Genomic DNA, 14,857 nt, shown 5'->3' with positions numbered 1-14,857 from the left:
GGACAAGTGTCCAGCGATGATTCCGGCGGATTCTCCGAACACACGCTGACGTGTCCCTTGTGCGAGGCCATGTGCGGTCTGCGGATACGGGTCGAGCGTGGCACCACCGTCGACGTCCGCGGGAACGCCGAGGACGTGTGGTCCCGCGGACACATCTGCCCGAAGGGCACGACACTCGGTCACCTGCACGACGACCCGGACCGCCTGCGAAAGCCCATGGTGCGTACGGCGGACGGATCGTTCCGCGAAGTCGACTGGCCGGAAGCCTTCGAGGAAGTGGAGCGTGTCCTGCGTCCCGTTCTCGCAGAACACGGGGCTCGCGCGATGACCGTGTACGTCGGTAACCCGGTGGCGCACAACCTCGGCCTCGCCACCTACATCGGCGCACTGGTCGGCATGGCCGGCGCCGCCGGAATGCCGGCCTACTACTCGCCAGGAACGGTCGACCAGTGGCCACTCAACGTGGTGAGCTCGCTGCTGTTCGGCGGGATGTGGAACGCACCGATTCCGGATCTGAGCCGGACCGACTACTTGGTGGTGCTGGGGGCGAACCCGGCCGTCTCCCAAGGTTCCATGCTGTCCACTCCAGACGTGGTGGGCAGTTTGGCCGCCATCCGTCGCCGCGGCGGCAAGGTCGTCGTGGTGGATCCCCGACGCACCGAGACGGCGTCGCGCGCGTCGGCGTGGGTGCCGATCCGTCCGGGTACCGACGCGTTGCTGTTGTTCGCGATGCTCAGGGCCCTCGTCGAGGACGGGGCGATCTCCGAAGCGCCACACCTGCGAGACAAGGTGCTGGGGCTCGAGGAGGCAATCGCGCTTTCCGAGCCCTTCACTCCAGAGCGGGTCAGTGCGGCCACCGGCGTCGAGGCGGAGACCATCCGCAGCCTTGTCGCAGAACTGGCGACTGCCGACAGGCCGGTCCTGTACAGCCGGATTGGGTTGTGCACCCAGGAGTTTGGGACCTTGGCGACGTGGCTCGTCTTCGTGTTGAACGTCGCGCTTGGCTCGGTCGACCGCCTCGGAGGGGCGCTCTTCACCAAGCCCGCCGTGTGGTCGCCGATGTTCATGAAGCCCCCCGACCAGACGGCAGATCGGTGGGAGTTCGGTCGCTTCTTCAGCCGAGTGAGCGGAGCGCCAGAGGTGCTCGGTCAATTTCCGGTCGGCTGCCTGGCCGAGGAGATCGACACGCCCGGCGACGGGCAGATCCGTGCGCTGATTTCCGTGGCGGGCAACCCCGTCGTCTCGGCGCCGGGGTCGCGGCGGTTGGACGAGGCACTCCCTCGACTGGAAGCCATGATCTGCGTTGACAACTGGCTCAACGAGACGACCCGGCACGCCGACGTCATCCTGCCCGGCCTGTCCCCGCTGGAACGGGCGCATGCCGACGACCTGTACTGGATGTACGCCACCGCGTCCTGCGTGAAGTGGTCGGAGCCGGTGTTCGCCGACCGGTCGGATCGCCCGGGCGAGTGGGAGCTGCTACTGCGCTTGGCGGGCGCCGCGTTGGGAACGCCCGTGCCCGACGTCGACGTCGCCGCCATGGACGACCTGTACGTCCAAGGGCTAGTCGCCACCGCATGCGCGACGGAGGGAACCCCGCTCAGCGGTCGCGACTCCGCGCTCGCCTTTGCCAGTCTCGAGGGGAGGGGCCCGGAACGCCTGGTCGACTTGGGCATTCGGCTAGGGCCATGGGGCGACGACCTGGGATCCCGACCCGGCGGGCTGACCCTCGCCGAGGTCAAACGGCATCCCAACGGTCTGTTCCTGGCCGACTTGGAAGAGGGACGCCTCGACGACGTCGTGACGACACCGTCGGGTTGCATCGAGTTGATCCATCCGCAGATCGTCGACGACGTTCCCAGGCTCGCCGCGCGGTTGGATCGGGAATCGCCGTCGCTGGTGCTCACCAGCAGACGTCACTTGCGATCGAACAACTCCTGGATGCACAACGTGCCTGCCCTCATGCGCGGCAGGGAACGGTGCACGTTGCTCGTGCACCCCGACGACGCTCGAATGTTGGGTCTGTCCGACGCGACGACGGCGACGGTGGAGACCGATGCCGGGTCGGTGGACGTGACGGTGCAGGTAAGTGCCGAGATGATGCCCGGAGTGGTTTCCCTGCCGCACGGATGGGGGCACGGGAGGCCAGGAACCATGCTTGCGGTGGCCAACGCGCACCCCGGTGTCAACGCCAACGTGCTCAATCCCGTTGGCGTCGTGGATGTTCCGAGCAGCACGCACGTCGTCAACGGGGTGCCCTGTCGCGTCCGGCCGCGGTCGTCATGACGTCCACGATGAACGCACGCTCATCTTCGCTCAGTCGCGCCCTCGCGACGTCGTACGCGGGCCAACACGTCGCTGTCGGCGCGAAACCGTAGCCGCCGCACCTGCCCGGACTCGACGGTGAAGTCGAAGGCGACCTTCACCTCGCCGCGATGAATCCACGCCGCACCGGGGCGATCGTCGACGAACACCGGAAAGGCTGCCGCGGCAGCGCCGTTGAAGAAGGTGGCCACCTCGTCGGCGCCCCGCAGATGGGTTGGCGTGCCGAGCGCGCTGGCGGCCGCGTCGGCGGATACCAGCACGTCGGGGGCCAGCAGTTCCAGCAGCCGGGCGAAGTCGCCTTCGCGGGCCGCGGCCATGAAGGCGTCCACGATCTCCCAGTCGGCGAGGGCATCCTTTGGCGCGGCGGGGCGCACCTTGGCGCGCGCCCGAGAAGCAAGCTTGCGCGCCGCGACCGCCGTCGTGTCGAGCATCGAGGCGATCACCTCGAAGTCGACGGCGAAGCTGTCGTGCAGCACGAAGGCCACCCGTTCGGCGGGCGTGAGCCGGTCGAGCACCACCTGCAGCGCGATGCCGACGGTGTCGGCGAGCACCACGTCGTCGGCGGGGTCCGGTTCGGTCGTCGCGACGTCGATCGATTCCGTCGGCTCCGGCGTACGTACCCGTAGCCGGTCCAGGCACAGTCGCGAGGTCACCGTCGTCAGCCAGCCCGGCAGGTTGTCGATGGTCTCGTCGGTGGCGTTCAACCTCAGCCACGCCTGCTGCACGATGTCCTCGGCCGCGTGGACGTCACCCAAGATCCGCGCGGCGATGCGCTCCAGGCGAGGCCGCTCGGCCTGGAAGCCCTCGCGCAGCTGATCGTCGCTCACCATGGCGGTCACACTTTCGTCGTCGGATGCGTCACCACTTTGACGCACCCGGATCGCCCGGTGTGACCAACACGGAAGGAACCTCGTGAAGTCCATGACGTGCCATGACCTCGGTGGCCCCTGCAGCCTCGCGCACCGCGGTGACAGTGCCGACGACATCATCAACGCCCAAGACCGACACCTGAAGGAACTGGTGAAGGCGGGCGACGGCGCCCACGTACCCGCCCGCGAGGACATGAAGGGCCGCTGGCGCCACCCGATGAAGTCACTGGGCTGGTACAACGACGTCAAGAAGCGCTTCGCCGCGTTGCCGGAGAGCTGACGCCTGGTTTGGCCGGTTTAGTCTGGGCGCATGACAGGCGGCGTCCGCTGGCGCGAGCGGAGCCGCCTGGTGCGCGCAGTGCGGCTCTGGCGTACGAGGAACCCACGCACGTTCCGCGAGAAGGTTCGCTACAAGATGCTACGCGACCATCGTGACCTCGTCGTCACGTTCGCCGACAAGGCGGCGGTCCGCGACTACGTCGCCGAAGTGATTGGGCAGCAGTATCTTCCGCGCGCCTACGCGATCGTCGACGACCCCACGGCTCTGTTCGACGTGAGCCTGCCCGACAGTTACGTCGTCAAGCCGACGCACGGCAGCGGAGCGGCCATCGTCGTCTCCAGCCGAGCTCCCCTGGAGGCGCGTCTGCCCTCGGAGGAGGGGAGCTGGGTGTACACGCACGTTGCGGCCGAGTTCGCGCCAAGAGCCGACGTCGTGCGGATCGCTCGGAGCTGGGTAGCCCAGCTCTACGGACAGGGGCCGAACCGGGAGTGGGTGTACGGGCGAATACCGCGGCGGATCATCGTCGAAGAGATGCTGGCCACCGCCGACGGCGCGATTCCCGACGACTACAAGTTCTTCGTCTTCGGTGGGAAGTGCGCCTTCGTGCAGGTGGATTCGGGGCGGTTCGGTCGGCGCACGCAGGACTTCTTTCGGCTGGATTGGCAACACCTGCCGCTCCGCGCCGGACCACCGTGGGCGGACCCAGAACCGGCGACGCCCATTTGCCTGGGCGAGATGATCGCCCTGGCCGAACGGCTCGGCGCCGAGACCGACTTCGTGCGCGTCGACCTGTACGACGTCGACGGGCGCATCGTGTTCGGCGAGCTCACCAGCTTCCCCGCCGGGGGCGACAGCCCATTCGACCCTGAGTCGTTCAACGAGGTGTTCGGCCAACCGTGGACCGTGCCGCGCCGCTACCGGTAAGCGGCGCGGGTGCTGTCGGACGCGGGAGTTCAGTGGCTTGTATGGATGTCTCCTACGCGATTCCCCGCCGGCACTTCCCGTCGAGAACGCGGTCAGGCCCGCGCGTCGGAATACTTGACACCTTGTCGAATATTAGTCGACACTGTGTCGAGTAGTGACGGGCCGCGATGGCCAACAAGCTCTGGAGGCAACCATGAAGACATTCCTGATCACCGGCGTCAGTAGCGGTCTGGGCCGCGCATTTGCCGTCGGCGCGCTGGAAGCGGGGCATCGGGTGGTGGGCACTGTGCGCAGGCCCGAGGACGTCGCGGTGTTCGAATCCCTGTCGCCGGGCCGAGCCCACGGCCGCATCCTCGACGTGACCGACGACGCCGCAGTCGTCAGTACGGTGGCCGACGTCGAATCGACCGTCGGGGCCGTCGACGTGGTGATCGCAAACGCAGGCTACGGCGTAGAGGGCACATTCGAAGAGACCCCGTTGTCGGAAGTGCGAGCACAGTTCGCCACCAACGTCTTTGGGGTCGTCGCGACCTTGAAGGCGGCGTTGCCCTACATGCGGCAGCGTCGCAAGGGGCATCTCATGGCGGTCACGTCAATGGGAGGCTTGATGGCAGTTCCCGGGATGTCGGCGTATTGCGCAAGCAAGTTTGCCGTGGAGGGTCTGCTGGAGAGCCTGGGCAAGGAAGTCGCGTCGTTCGGCATCCACGTCACGGCCATCGAGCCGGGTTCGTTCCGCACCGACTGGGCCGGCCGCTCGATGACACGTGCCGAGCGCACCATCGCCGACTACGACGAACTGTTCGACCCCATTCGCGCCGCTCGCGTGAAGGCCAGCGGCAATCAACTCGGCAACCCTGCCAAGGCGGCCGAAGCGGTTCTGGCCATCGTGGCGGAAAGCGATCCCCCGGCACACCTGGTCCTGGGGTCGGATGCGCTGAGGTTCATCGGGGCTGCGCGGGCGGCGGTGGACGACGACATCCGCCGCTGGGAAACACTTTCGCGCAGCACTGATTTCGCGGAGGGTGCGCAGTTGGCTACGAACTAACGGCGCTGAATTAAGATTGTGACGGTGACCAAGTCTTGGGCGTCTCGGCGCGCGGCGCCGGCCGAACGCAAGGGCGACCTTCGAGAGCGTGACATCCTGAACGCTGCGGAGGAGCTGTTGGCGACGCGCGGCTATGCGGCCATGACGGTCGGGGACATCGCCGCAGCGGCCGGGATCACCCGTGGGGCGTTGTACTTCTACTTCGCCTCCAAGCAGGACGTGCTCATCGCGTTGGTCACACGGACGGTGCAGTTCCTGCAGGAGAAGTCGGGGGCCGCTGCCGCCGACACCGCACCCGTCGATGAGGTCATCGCCACCGCATTGGAACGCACCGCTCAGTTGTGGCGCGAGCACGGACTGGTGATGCGCGCAGCAGTGGATCTCGGGTCCACCGTGCCCGAAATCGACCAGTTGTGGACGGGCGCAGCCGACGTGTTCGCGGATGCGATCGCCGCCGTCCTCATCCGCGGCGGCGTTCCCGCCGGCGAAGGACCCGGTGATGCTGCGGCGCTGGGGCGTGCACTGTGCTGGATGATCGAGCGCAGCTTCTATCGAGCGTCCACCGACCCGGTCAACGATCTGGACTTCGCCAAGCGGACGTGCGAAACGGTGTGGCTACGGCTAGCGCACGCTCCTCAGAAGACCTGAGTCCTGAACTGCACGGAGGAGGAGCGCCCATGAACGACCGTCCCGCAACGGATTCCGCTCTCGCGATCGAACGTCGCACGATCGAAGTCATCCCCGACGACGAGCGCCACGGAACGCCACGCAACCAGTTCACCCTGTGGTTCGGCGCCAACATGCAGATCACCGCCATCGTCGACGGTGCGCTGGCCGTCGTGTTCGGCGCGGACGCGCTCTGGGCAATCGTCGGACTGCTCATCGGCAACGTGCTGGGTGGAATCGTGATGGCGTTGCACTCCGCCCAGGGTCCGCGACTCGGACTGCCGCAAATGATCTCCAGCCGCGCGCAATTCGGAGTGTTCGGCGCCGTCGTGCCACTGCTGCTCGTCGTCCTGATGTACTTGGGCTTCGCCGCAACCGGGACCGTGCTGGCCGGTCAAGCGATCGGACACATCCTGCACTCCGACAACGTGGTGGTCGGCATCGTCGTGTTCGGCGTACTCACCGCAGTGGTTGCGGTGACCGGATACCGACTGATCCACACCGTCGGACGGGTCGCCTCCGTCGTCGGCGTCATCGGCTTCACCTACCTGGCGATCCGGCTGTTCGCCGACTACGACGTCGCGTCGGTCATCGGCGTCAAGCCATTCGACTTCGCCACCTTCCTCCTCGCCATTTCGCTCGGGGCGGGTTGGCAGTTGACCTTCGGGCCCTACGTCGCGGACTACTCCCGCTACCTGCCTCGTACAACCAGTGGTCGCGCCACCTTCTGGTCCACGCTGGCCGGAACCGTCATCGGGTCGTCGTGGTCGATGGCCTTCGGGGCGCTGGTAGCCGCCGTCGCCGGGGACGCCTTCCTCGACGACCAGGTGGGTTTCGTCGGTGGTCTGGCCGGGCCTGCCTTCGTCGCGGTGCTCATCTACCTGGTGATCGTGATCGGAAAGCTGACGATCAACTGCCTGAACGCCTACGGCGGATTCATGTCGATCCTCACCACGGTGACCGCGTTCAACGGTCAGACCCGCGTCTCCTCGACCGCCCGCGCCGCCTACATCGTCGGGTTCACCGCAGTGTCGGTCCTGATCGCACTCGCGGCCAGCGCCGACTTCCTGGCCAACTTCAAGAACTTCATCCTCACGTTGCTGATGGTCTTCACCCCGTGGAGCGCCATCAACCTCATCGACTACTACCTGATTTCCCGGGAACGCGTCGACGTCCCGGCGCTCTACAGTCCCGGTGGTCGGTACGGCCGATGGAACGCAACGGCGTTGGGCTGCTACGTCATCGGCATCGTGGCGCAGATTCCGTTTCTCGCGCAGGCGCTGTACACCGGACCCGTCACCGGGTTGCTTGGCGGCGCCGACGTCTCCTGGATCGTGGGGTTGGTCGTCACTGCCGCGATCTACTACCCACTGGCTCGGCGCACCAGCAACCCGCCGGAGTCGATGATCTACCCCGAACACGTCGACGGGGCGAGAGCGGGGTAGCGCTACTTCCCGAGCCGCGGCATTGGCCGGTGGTGGCGCGCCGCGGGCGCCTCAGCTGACCGGCACGATGTCGGCAGCTCCCAGCCGTGCACCGTCGGCGGTCTCGTCGTCGGGCATCGTCTGGCTCTCTCGCTCTGCGGCGACCCGCGCGAGGTAGTGCGCGACCTCCCGTTCCCGTTGCTCGGGAGACCATCCGAGTAGCGGCCCCATGAGGTCGGCGACTTCCTTGCACGAGTCGGTGCCACGGTCGAAGGTCTCGATCGAGATCCGGGTTCGGCGGCACAACACGTCGTCCAGATGCAGCGCACCTTCGTGGGTGGTGCCGAACACCACCTCGGCCCGTAGATAGTCGTCGGCGGCGGCCAACGGAACGCCCAACGCGGGATCGTCGCGGATGAGCGCGAGGACGTCGCCGACCATCGACCCGTACCGGTTCAACAGGTGGGTGATGCGGAACTCGTCGAGTCCGGATTCGGCGGCGAGTTGATTTCGCGCGTTCCACATCGCGCGGTAGCCCTCGGCGCCCAGCAGTGGCACGTCCTCGGTGATGGACGGCGGGACTCGACGGTCGAAGTTCTCGCCAAGGCCGTGGACCGCCTCGTCGACGGCGTCCTTGGCCATCACCCGATAGGTCGTGTACTTGCCGCCCGCGATCACCACCAGGCCCGGGACGCTGTGTGCGACAGCGTGTTCGCGGGACAGCGCAGACGTGTCGGCGCTTTCGCCGGCCAGCAACGGGCGCAAGCCGGCGTAGACCCCCTCGACGTCGGCCTCGGTGAGCGGGACCCGCAGCACGGAGTTGACCTCGTCCAGCAGATAGCGGATGTCCTTCTGGCTCGCTGCCGGGTGCGCCTTGTCGAGCGACCAATCCGTGTCCGTGGTGCCGATGATCCAGTGGCGGCCCCAGGGGATGACGAACAACACCGACTTCTCGGTCCGCAGGATGATCCCCGACGAGGACCGGATCCGGTCGCGCGGCACGACGAGGTGGATGCCCTTGCTGGACCGCACGTGGAACTGGCCCCGCTCGTTGGCCAGGCCCTGGGTGTCGTCGGTCCACACCCCGGTGGCGTTGACGACCTGCCGTGCTCGCACGGTGTAGGTGCGGTCGGCTTCGAGGTCGACCACCCGGGCACCGGTGACCCGCTCGCCATCGCGGATCAGGTCGACCACGCGGGTCCGCGTCGCGATCCGGGCGCCGTAGGTCGCCGCGGTACGGGCGATGGTCATGGTGTGCCGGGCGTCGTCCACGACCGCGTCGTAGTACTGGACCGCTCCCACCAGTGAGTCCTTGCTCAGCGACGGCGCCGTCCGCAGGGCGCCCCGGCGGGTCAGGTGGCGGTGCAGTGGGACGCCGGCCCCGTGCCCGGAGGCCTTCGACATCGCGTCGTACAGCGCGAGTCCGGCGCCGAGATACCAACGCTCCCAACCTCGATGCTTGAGCGGGTAGAGGAACTTCACCGGCTTGACCAGATGCGGGGCCAACTTCTCCAGCATGAGTCCACGTTCGGACAAGGCCTCGGCCACCAGGCCGAAGTCCAGCATCTCCAGGTAGCGCAAGCCTCCGTGAATCAGCTTGCTGGACCGGCTCGACGTGCCGGATGCGAGGTCACGTGCTTCGACCAGCCCGACCCTCAGGCCGCGGGTGGCCGCGTCGAGTGCCGCGCCTGCTCCGACGACGCCACCGCCGATGATCAGGATGTCCAGGGGTTGAGCCGCCATGTCCTCCAAGGCGGCTTCGCGGTTGGCTGGTGAGAGCGGGAATGCCTCCATGGCCGCTACCTGTTCTTTCTATGTTGAAAATCGTTGTTGTACAGATGAACTGACATGGGCGTGGCGATCATCAGCTGACGTCGACCCAGTCCAACGTGCGCTGAACGGCCTTGGTCCACTGGGCATGGCCGGTCGCGCGCTGTTCGTCCGACCAGGTCGGCTGCCAGCGCTTGTCCTCCAGCCAGTTCTTGCGCAACTCGTCGGTGTCCTTCCAGAACCCAACCGCGAGGCCGGCCGCGTACGCCGCACCAAGGGCCGTCGTCTCGGCAACCACCGGCTTCACCACGTCGACGCCAAGGACGTCCGCCTGGATTTGCATGCACAGCGCGTTGGCCGTGATGCCGCCGTCGACCTTGAGCACTTCGAGGTGGACACCGGAATCGGCCTCCATCGCCTCGACCACGTCGCGGCTCTGGTAGCAGATCGCCTCCAGCGTCGCCCTGGCGACGTGGGCGTTGGTGTTGAATCGCGACAGGCCGACGATCGCGCCTCGCGCATCCGACCGCCAGTGTGGCGCAAACAATCCCGAGAACGCCGGGACGAAGTAGACCCCGCCGTTGTCCTCCACCTGGCGCGCGAGAACCTCGGATTGGGCTGCGCCGCTGATGATTCCGAGCTGGTCGCGCAGCCACTGCACCGCCGAGCCGGTGACGGCGATGGAGCCCTCGAGGGCGTACACCGCGTCGGCGTCGCCGAACTTGTAGGCGACGGTGCTCAGCAGGCCCGCCTTGGACCGCACCAGCTCGGTACCGGTGTTGAGCAACATGAAGTTGCCCGTGCCGTAGGTGTTCTTGGCCTCGCCGGGGGCGAAGCACACCTGCCCGACGGTCGCGGCCTGCTGGTCGCCGAGGGCACCGGTGAGCGGCACCTCCCCGCCGAGCGGTCCCCCTGGGAGCGTCAGGCCGTAGGGCTCCGGAGACGACGAGGGCACGATCGTCGGCAGCATCTGACGGGGAATGTCGAACAGCGCCAACAATTCGTCGTCCCAGTCCAGGGTCTCCAGATTCATCAGCATGGTCCGGCTGGCGTTGGTCACGTCGGTGACGTGAACGCCCCCGCGGACGCCTCCCGTCAGGTGCCAGAGCAGCCAGCTGTCGGTGTTGCCGAACACGGCGTCACCGCTCTCGGCGGCGGCGCGCACGCCATCGACGTTTTCGAGGATCCACTGGATCTTGCCGCCGGAGAAGTAGGTCGCCGGTGGCAGACCAGCCTTGTGGCGCAGCGTTTCTCCGTGGCCTGCGGCCTCGAGCCTGCTGGCGATCCGGTCGGTGCGGGTGTCCTGCCAGACGATCGCGTTGTAGTACGGCCGCCCGGTCCGCCTGTTCCAGACCACCGTGGTCTCGCGTTGGTTGGTGATGCCCATGGCGGCCAGGTCGCTGCTGACCAGACCGGCCTTTCCGAGGGCGGTCTGGATGACCGACGACGTGCGTTCCCAGATCTCGACGGGATTGTGTTCCACCCACCCCGCCTGAGGCAGGAGTTGTTCGTGTTCGAGCTGATGTTGGGCGACGACGTTGCCGCCGTGGTCGAAGACCATGAAGCGGGTGCTGGTGGTTCCTTGGTCGACGGATCCGATGAAGTCGGGCATGGTGAGTCTCCTTGGTATGGGAAGGGTTCGACGCTTAGCGGGCTTCGGCGACGCCGACCTCGTGCGGAAGCGCTTCCGCAGCTGGCAGGAATCGTTCGATGCCGAAGACGAAGAGGGCACCGCCGATCAGTCCGCCGACGATGGGCGCGACGATCGGGAGCCAGAAGTACAGTTCGGGTCCGTTGGCCGAGAACATCGCGTCCTGGTAGCCGGTGATCCATGACGCCACACGGGGACCGAAGTCGCGCGCCGGGTTGATCGCGTAGCCGGCGTTCGTGCCCCACGCCATGCCGATCGCGACCACCAGCAGACCGATGATCAGTGGCGCGGTGTTCGCCAGCGGGGGGTCGTTCACGGCGCTGGTGAGGGCGAAGATCACCATCACCAGCAGTGCGGTACCCACCACCTGGTCGGCGAACGCGGTCATGATCGACACGCCTTCACCCGGCGACGTCGAGAAGATGCCCTGGGTCGCCTTGGTGTGGGTCGGGTCGACGTTGGCGATCTGGTCGGCGTAGACGAACCGGACGATGAGCGCGCCGACGAGGGCGCCGACGAACTGCGCCCCGATGAACGGCAGGATCTTGCGCCGATCGAATCCCCGGAACGCCGCGAGCGCGATCGTCACCGCGGGGTTGAGGTGAGCCCCGCTGATCCGGCCGGCGACGAAGACTGCCATCGTGACGCCGAGGCCCCAACCGAACGCGATCGAGTTGTGGTCGCCGGACGCGAGGGACTTCGGGAATCCGCCCGTCACGACCTGGGCGACGACGCCGCAACCGAACATGACGAGGATTGCTGTGCCGAGTAACTCACCAGACAACTCACCGATGAGTGGGTGGGCCTTCTTCATGTCTGCTTCCTCCGTGTGCCTGTCGCTGCGCCCAACTGGTGGCGCTCTCGGTGACCTGTTGCGAACCTACGAAGGGAATGTGACCCAGATCAATCGACGTTGTTCGACAATGTCGAACGAGGCAATGCGGCCGGGGTCACAGCTGGCTGCCAGTTAGGAGCTGTGAATGCCAGGCCCGATACAGGCGCTCGAACGCGCCACGGTGATCCTCGATCTCGTCGAGCGCAGCGACAGGTCGATGCAGTTGCGCGACATCGCCCAGGAGGTGGACCTGTCGAAGACGACCGTTCACGGCATCCTGCAGACCCTGACCGCCTTGGAGTACCTGGACCAGGACCCGGACACGGGCGCCTACTCCCTGGGGTCGCGGATGTCCTCGCATGACGTCGTCGAACTCGACGGCAACGACCTGCGCTCTGCGGCCATGCCATGGGCCGACGGGCTGGCCTCGGACACGGGCTTCGAAGTGCTGATGACGATCGTTCACGATCAGGAGGCCGAAGTCGTTCACCATGTGTTCCGTCCCGACGACAAGCCCCAAACCTTGCGGGTCGGAGAACTGCTTCCTCTGCACGCCACCGGATGCGGCAAGCTGATCCTGGCGTATTCGCCTCTGCGCGAACGGCTTCTACGCAATCTGCCGTTGGATCGCTACACGCGTCGAACGTCGACCAATCGTGGTCGGTTGGCCGCCGTCATCGAGCAGATTCGAATTGCCGGAGTCGCGACCGGCGACGGCGAGTTCGATCCCGACGTGGCCGACGTGGCGGTTGCGGTGCACGGTGGCAGCCGCTCCAGCGTGGCGGCACTCGCGTTGCACGGTCCGCCGGAAGGCTTGCTGGCGCCCGACGGCACGCCCCGTCCGGAACCACTTGCCGCTCTGCGGCTCGCCGCCATGTCGGTAATGCACGCACTCGAGCCCGCCCGGTGACCAACCAACGCGTGGTGGCGGCAATCGACCTGGGCACGACGTCCGCGCGCTGCATGGTGTTCGACCACGGGGGTCGGATGCTGTCGATCGCGCAGCGCGAACAACGGCAATCCTTCCCACAGCCGGGGTGGGTCGAACAGGACGCCGCCGAACTGTGGCGCAACGTGCGTCGGGTCGTGCCCGAGGCGCTGAAGGCGGCGGGGCTGGACACGTCCAATGTCGTCGCGCTCGGCATTGCCAATCAGCGTGAGACGACGGTGGTGTGGGACCGCCGGACGGGTGTGCCGGTGGCGCCGGCGATCACGTGGCAGGACACCAGGACCGGTCCGGTGGTCGACCAGATCGAACCCCACGCCGAGGACTTTCGTCGGATTGCGGGCCTCGACCCGGCTTCCTACTTCGCCGCGCCTCGCCTGCGCTGGTTGTTGGACAACGTCCGCCGCCTGGATTCTCGCGCCCACAAGGGCGAGGTGCTGTTCGGCACTCTCGAGTCGTGGCTGATCTGGAACCTCACCGGAGGTCCCAAGGGAGGCATCCACGTCACGGACGTCACCAACGCGAGCAGGACGCTGCTGATGGATCTGCGCACGCTGGAGTGGAGCCCGAAACTGATGGCCTTACTGGACATTCCGGAGGCGATGATGCCGCGGATCGTGACCAACTGCGAGGTGTACGCCAACTGCTCGGTGGTCCTGCCGGGTGTGCCGATCGCCGCCGCGCTCGGTGACCAACAGGCGGCACTGTTCGGCCAGATGTGCTTCGAACCCAGTGATGCCAAGTGCACGTACGGGACTGGGGCGTTTCTCCTCATGAATGTCGGCACCTCGATCGTCGAATCCACCAACGGCCTGTTGTCGACCGTCGGATACGCCGCACCGGGAGCCAAGCCGATGTATGCCCTGGAGGGACCCATTGCCGTGGCCGGCTCACTGGTGCAGTGGTTCCGTGACCAGCTGGGCGTGATCGACACCGCGCCGCAGATCGAGACGCTTGCCCGTACCGTCGACGACAACGGTGGCTGTTACATCGTCCCCGCTTTCTCCGGACTGCTTGCCCCGCATTGGGATTCGGCGGCCCGAGGAATCGTCGTCGGATTGACGTCCTACATCACCAAGGGTCACCTCGCGCGGGCAGTTCTGGAGGCCACCGTCTGGCAGACGTGGGAGGTGGTGAACGCGATGACGCTCGAATCCGGAGTGCCCTTGGCGAGATTGGCCGTCGACGGTGGGATGACCTCGAACCATCTGATGATGCAGTACAACGCCGACGTCCTCAACGTCCCGGTGGTGCGCCCGTTCGTCTCGGAGACGGTGTCGTTGGGCGCGGCGTACTCGGCTGGGCTGGCGGTCGGCTATTGGCCCGATCGTGCTGCGTTGCGGGCGAATCGGCACATCGCGGCGGCGTGGTATCCCAACATGGATTCGCGGACCCGCAGGCGTGAGGCCGCGGGCTGGAAGTCGGCGGTCGCGCGGGCGTTGACTCCTGCCGACGTCGGGCTCCGCGACGACGGCTCTTGACCGCCGCGATCGTCACCGCGCGGCGCCGATCACCTTCTCGTCGACCCGAAATCCGAGCGCTTCCACCTGCGCTCGCATCAACTTCCTCTGATAGGCGGCGGGCAGGCGCTTGGGATACAACTCGGCGTGCACCGACAGCCCGTCGATGACGGCGATGAGCAACTCGGCGACGTCGGCGTCGGTGAGGTCGCTGTCGAGCCGTCCCGCTGCGCGGACGTCGGCGACCAGAGTGCGCAACCGGCCCAGCAGGTCGCTGGCGGCGTCGCGTTGAAACTCACGGGAGGTGGGGCTGGAGACTGCGCGAGGCCAGAAGGTCATCTCCATCAGAGTCTCGACCCGGCGTTCGTCGTCGAGGGGGAGATTCTGCATCAGCATCACCCACAGGCGGCCGAATTCGTCCTTGCCGCGCATGCTCTGCTCGACCCGGTCCAAGAACTCACGGTGGGTCTTCACCAGGATCGACTGCAGGATGTCGTCCTTGTCCTGGAAGTAGTGGCTCAGAACGCCGTTGGAGTAGCCCGACTCGAGGGCGATGGCCCGCGTGGTGGTGTTGTCCAGGCCGACGCTGTCGATCACCCGGATGGCAGCCTGCAGAATCTCTTCGCGACGCTCGTCGTGATCGACGATCTTCGGCATCAGGT

13 protein-coding genes are annotated in these 14,857 nt (G+C 66.7%); 8 read left to right on the top strand and 5 right to left on the bottom strand.

The genetic code is table 11. The features are described from left to right. Positions 1–6: 6 nt before the first annotated feature. Positions 7–2,286, top strand: a complete 2,280-nt coding sequence (locus B1790_RS00720) for a molybdopterin-dependent oxidoreductase (protein WP_079921211.1) — start codon at positions 7–9, stop codon at positions 2,284–2,286. Positions 2,287–2,306: 20 nt separating this feature from the next. Here B1790_RS00720 and B1790_RS00715 read toward each other — a convergent pair whose 3' ends face one another. Then, on the bottom strand, positions 2,307–3,248 hold the full coding sequence (locus B1790_RS00715; RefSeq protein WP_233164865.1) for a sigma-70 family RNA polymerase sigma factor: 942 nt from the start codon (positions 3,246–3,248) through the stop codon (positions 2,307–2,309). Here B1790_RS00715 and B1790_RS00710 point away from each other — a divergent pair. The 5 genes from B1790_RS00710 to B1790_RS00690 all read left to right on the top strand — a co-directional run bounded on the left by B1790_RS00710 (position 3,247) and on the right by B1790_RS00690 (position 7,554). Further along, the gene (locus B1790_RS00710; protein ID WP_233164873.1) at positions 3,247–3,474 is read left to right on the top strand and encodes a hypothetical protein; all 228 of its coding nucleotides are present in this window, start codon (positions 3,247–3,249) and stop codon (positions 3,472–3,474) included. The two genes, B1790_RS00715 and B1790_RS00710, sit on opposite strands and share 2 nt — an antisense overlap. A gap of 30 nt (positions 3,475–3,504) precedes the next feature. Further along, a complete protein-coding gene (locus B1790_RS00705; RefSeq protein ID WP_079921208.1) occupies positions 3,505–4,398 on the top strand; it encodes an ATP-grasp fold amidoligase family protein in 894 nt (297 codons plus the stop codon). A 193-nt stretch (positions 4,399–4,591) separates the two neighbouring features. Then, positions 4,592–5,443, top strand: coding sequence for an oxidoreductase (locus tag B1790_RS00700; RefSeq protein WP_079921311.1), 852 nt, complete (start codon positions 4,592–4,594; stop codon positions 5,441–5,443). A 24-nt stretch (positions 5,444–5,467) separates the two neighbouring features. Continuing rightward, entirely contained in the window at positions 5,468–6,091 is a 624-nt protein-coding gene (locus tag B1790_RS00695) for a TetR/AcrR family transcriptional regulator (RefSeq protein WP_079921310.1), read from the top strand. Positions 6,092–6,120: 29 nt separating this feature from the next. Next, on the top strand, positions 6,121–7,554 hold the full coding sequence (locus tag B1790_RS00690; RefSeq protein ID WP_079921207.1) for a cytosine permease: 1,434 nt from the start codon (positions 6,121–6,123) through the stop codon (positions 7,552–7,554). Between the two features lie 51 nt (positions 7,555–7,605). Here B1790_RS00690 and B1790_RS00685 read toward each other — a convergent pair whose 3' ends face one another. The 3 genes from B1790_RS00685 to B1790_RS00675 form a co-directional block, all read right to left on the bottom strand. Then, on the bottom strand, positions 7,606–9,327 hold the full coding sequence (locus B1790_RS00685) for a glycerol-3-phosphate dehydrogenase/oxidase (RefSeq protein WP_079921206.1): 1,722 nt from the start codon (positions 9,325–9,327) through the stop codon (positions 7,606–7,608). A gap of 70 nt (positions 9,328–9,397) precedes the next feature. After that, positions 9,398–10,915, bottom strand: coding sequence for a glycerol kinase GlpK (gene glpK / locus B1790_RS00680; RefSeq protein WP_079921205.1), 1,518 nt, complete (start codon positions 10,913–10,915; stop codon positions 9,398–9,400). Between the two features lie 34 nt (positions 10,916–10,949). Next, positions 10,950–11,768: an MIP/aquaporin family protein gene (locus B1790_RS00675; protein ID WP_079921204.1), complete on the bottom strand. Its 819-nt coding sequence runs from the start codon at positions 11,766–11,768 to the stop codon at positions 10,950–10,952. Positions 11,769–11,934: 166 nt separating this feature from the next. On the opposite strand from B1790_RS00675, the gene B1790_RS00670 reads away from it, so the two are divergent. After that, a complete protein-coding gene (locus B1790_RS00670; protein ID WP_079921203.1) occupies positions 11,935–12,699 on the top strand; it encodes an IclR family transcriptional regulator in 765 nt (254 codons plus the stop codon). Continuing rightward, positions 12,696–14,216 (top strand): glycerol kinase GlpK, encoded by a 1,521-nt coding sequence (gene glpK / locus B1790_RS00665; protein WP_079921202.1) that lies wholly within the window; start codon positions 12,696–12,698, stop codon positions 14,214–14,216. The genes B1790_RS00670 and glpK (B1790_RS00665) overlap by 4 nt, the downstream gene beginning before the upstream one ends. A 12-nt stretch (positions 14,217–14,228) precedes the next feature. On the opposite strand, the gene B1790_RS00660 is transcribed toward glpK (B1790_RS00665), so the two are convergent. Beyond that, positions 14,229–14,852, bottom strand: a complete 624-nt coding sequence (locus B1790_RS00660) for a TetR/AcrR family transcriptional regulator (RefSeq protein WP_079921201.1) — start codon at positions 14,850–14,852, stop codon at positions 14,229–14,231. Positions 14,853–14,857 lie beyond the last annotated feature (5 nt).

Origin of the sequence: Mycobacterium sp. AT1 (assembly GCF_002043095.1) — a bacterium.
In the GTDB taxonomy this organism is placed as follows: domain Bacteria; phylum Actinomycetota; class Actinomycetes; order Mycobacteriales; family Mycobacteriaceae; genus Mycobacterium.
Note: the sequence above shows the minus strand (reverse complement) of the source record. Positions and strands in the feature narration are given on the sequence as shown.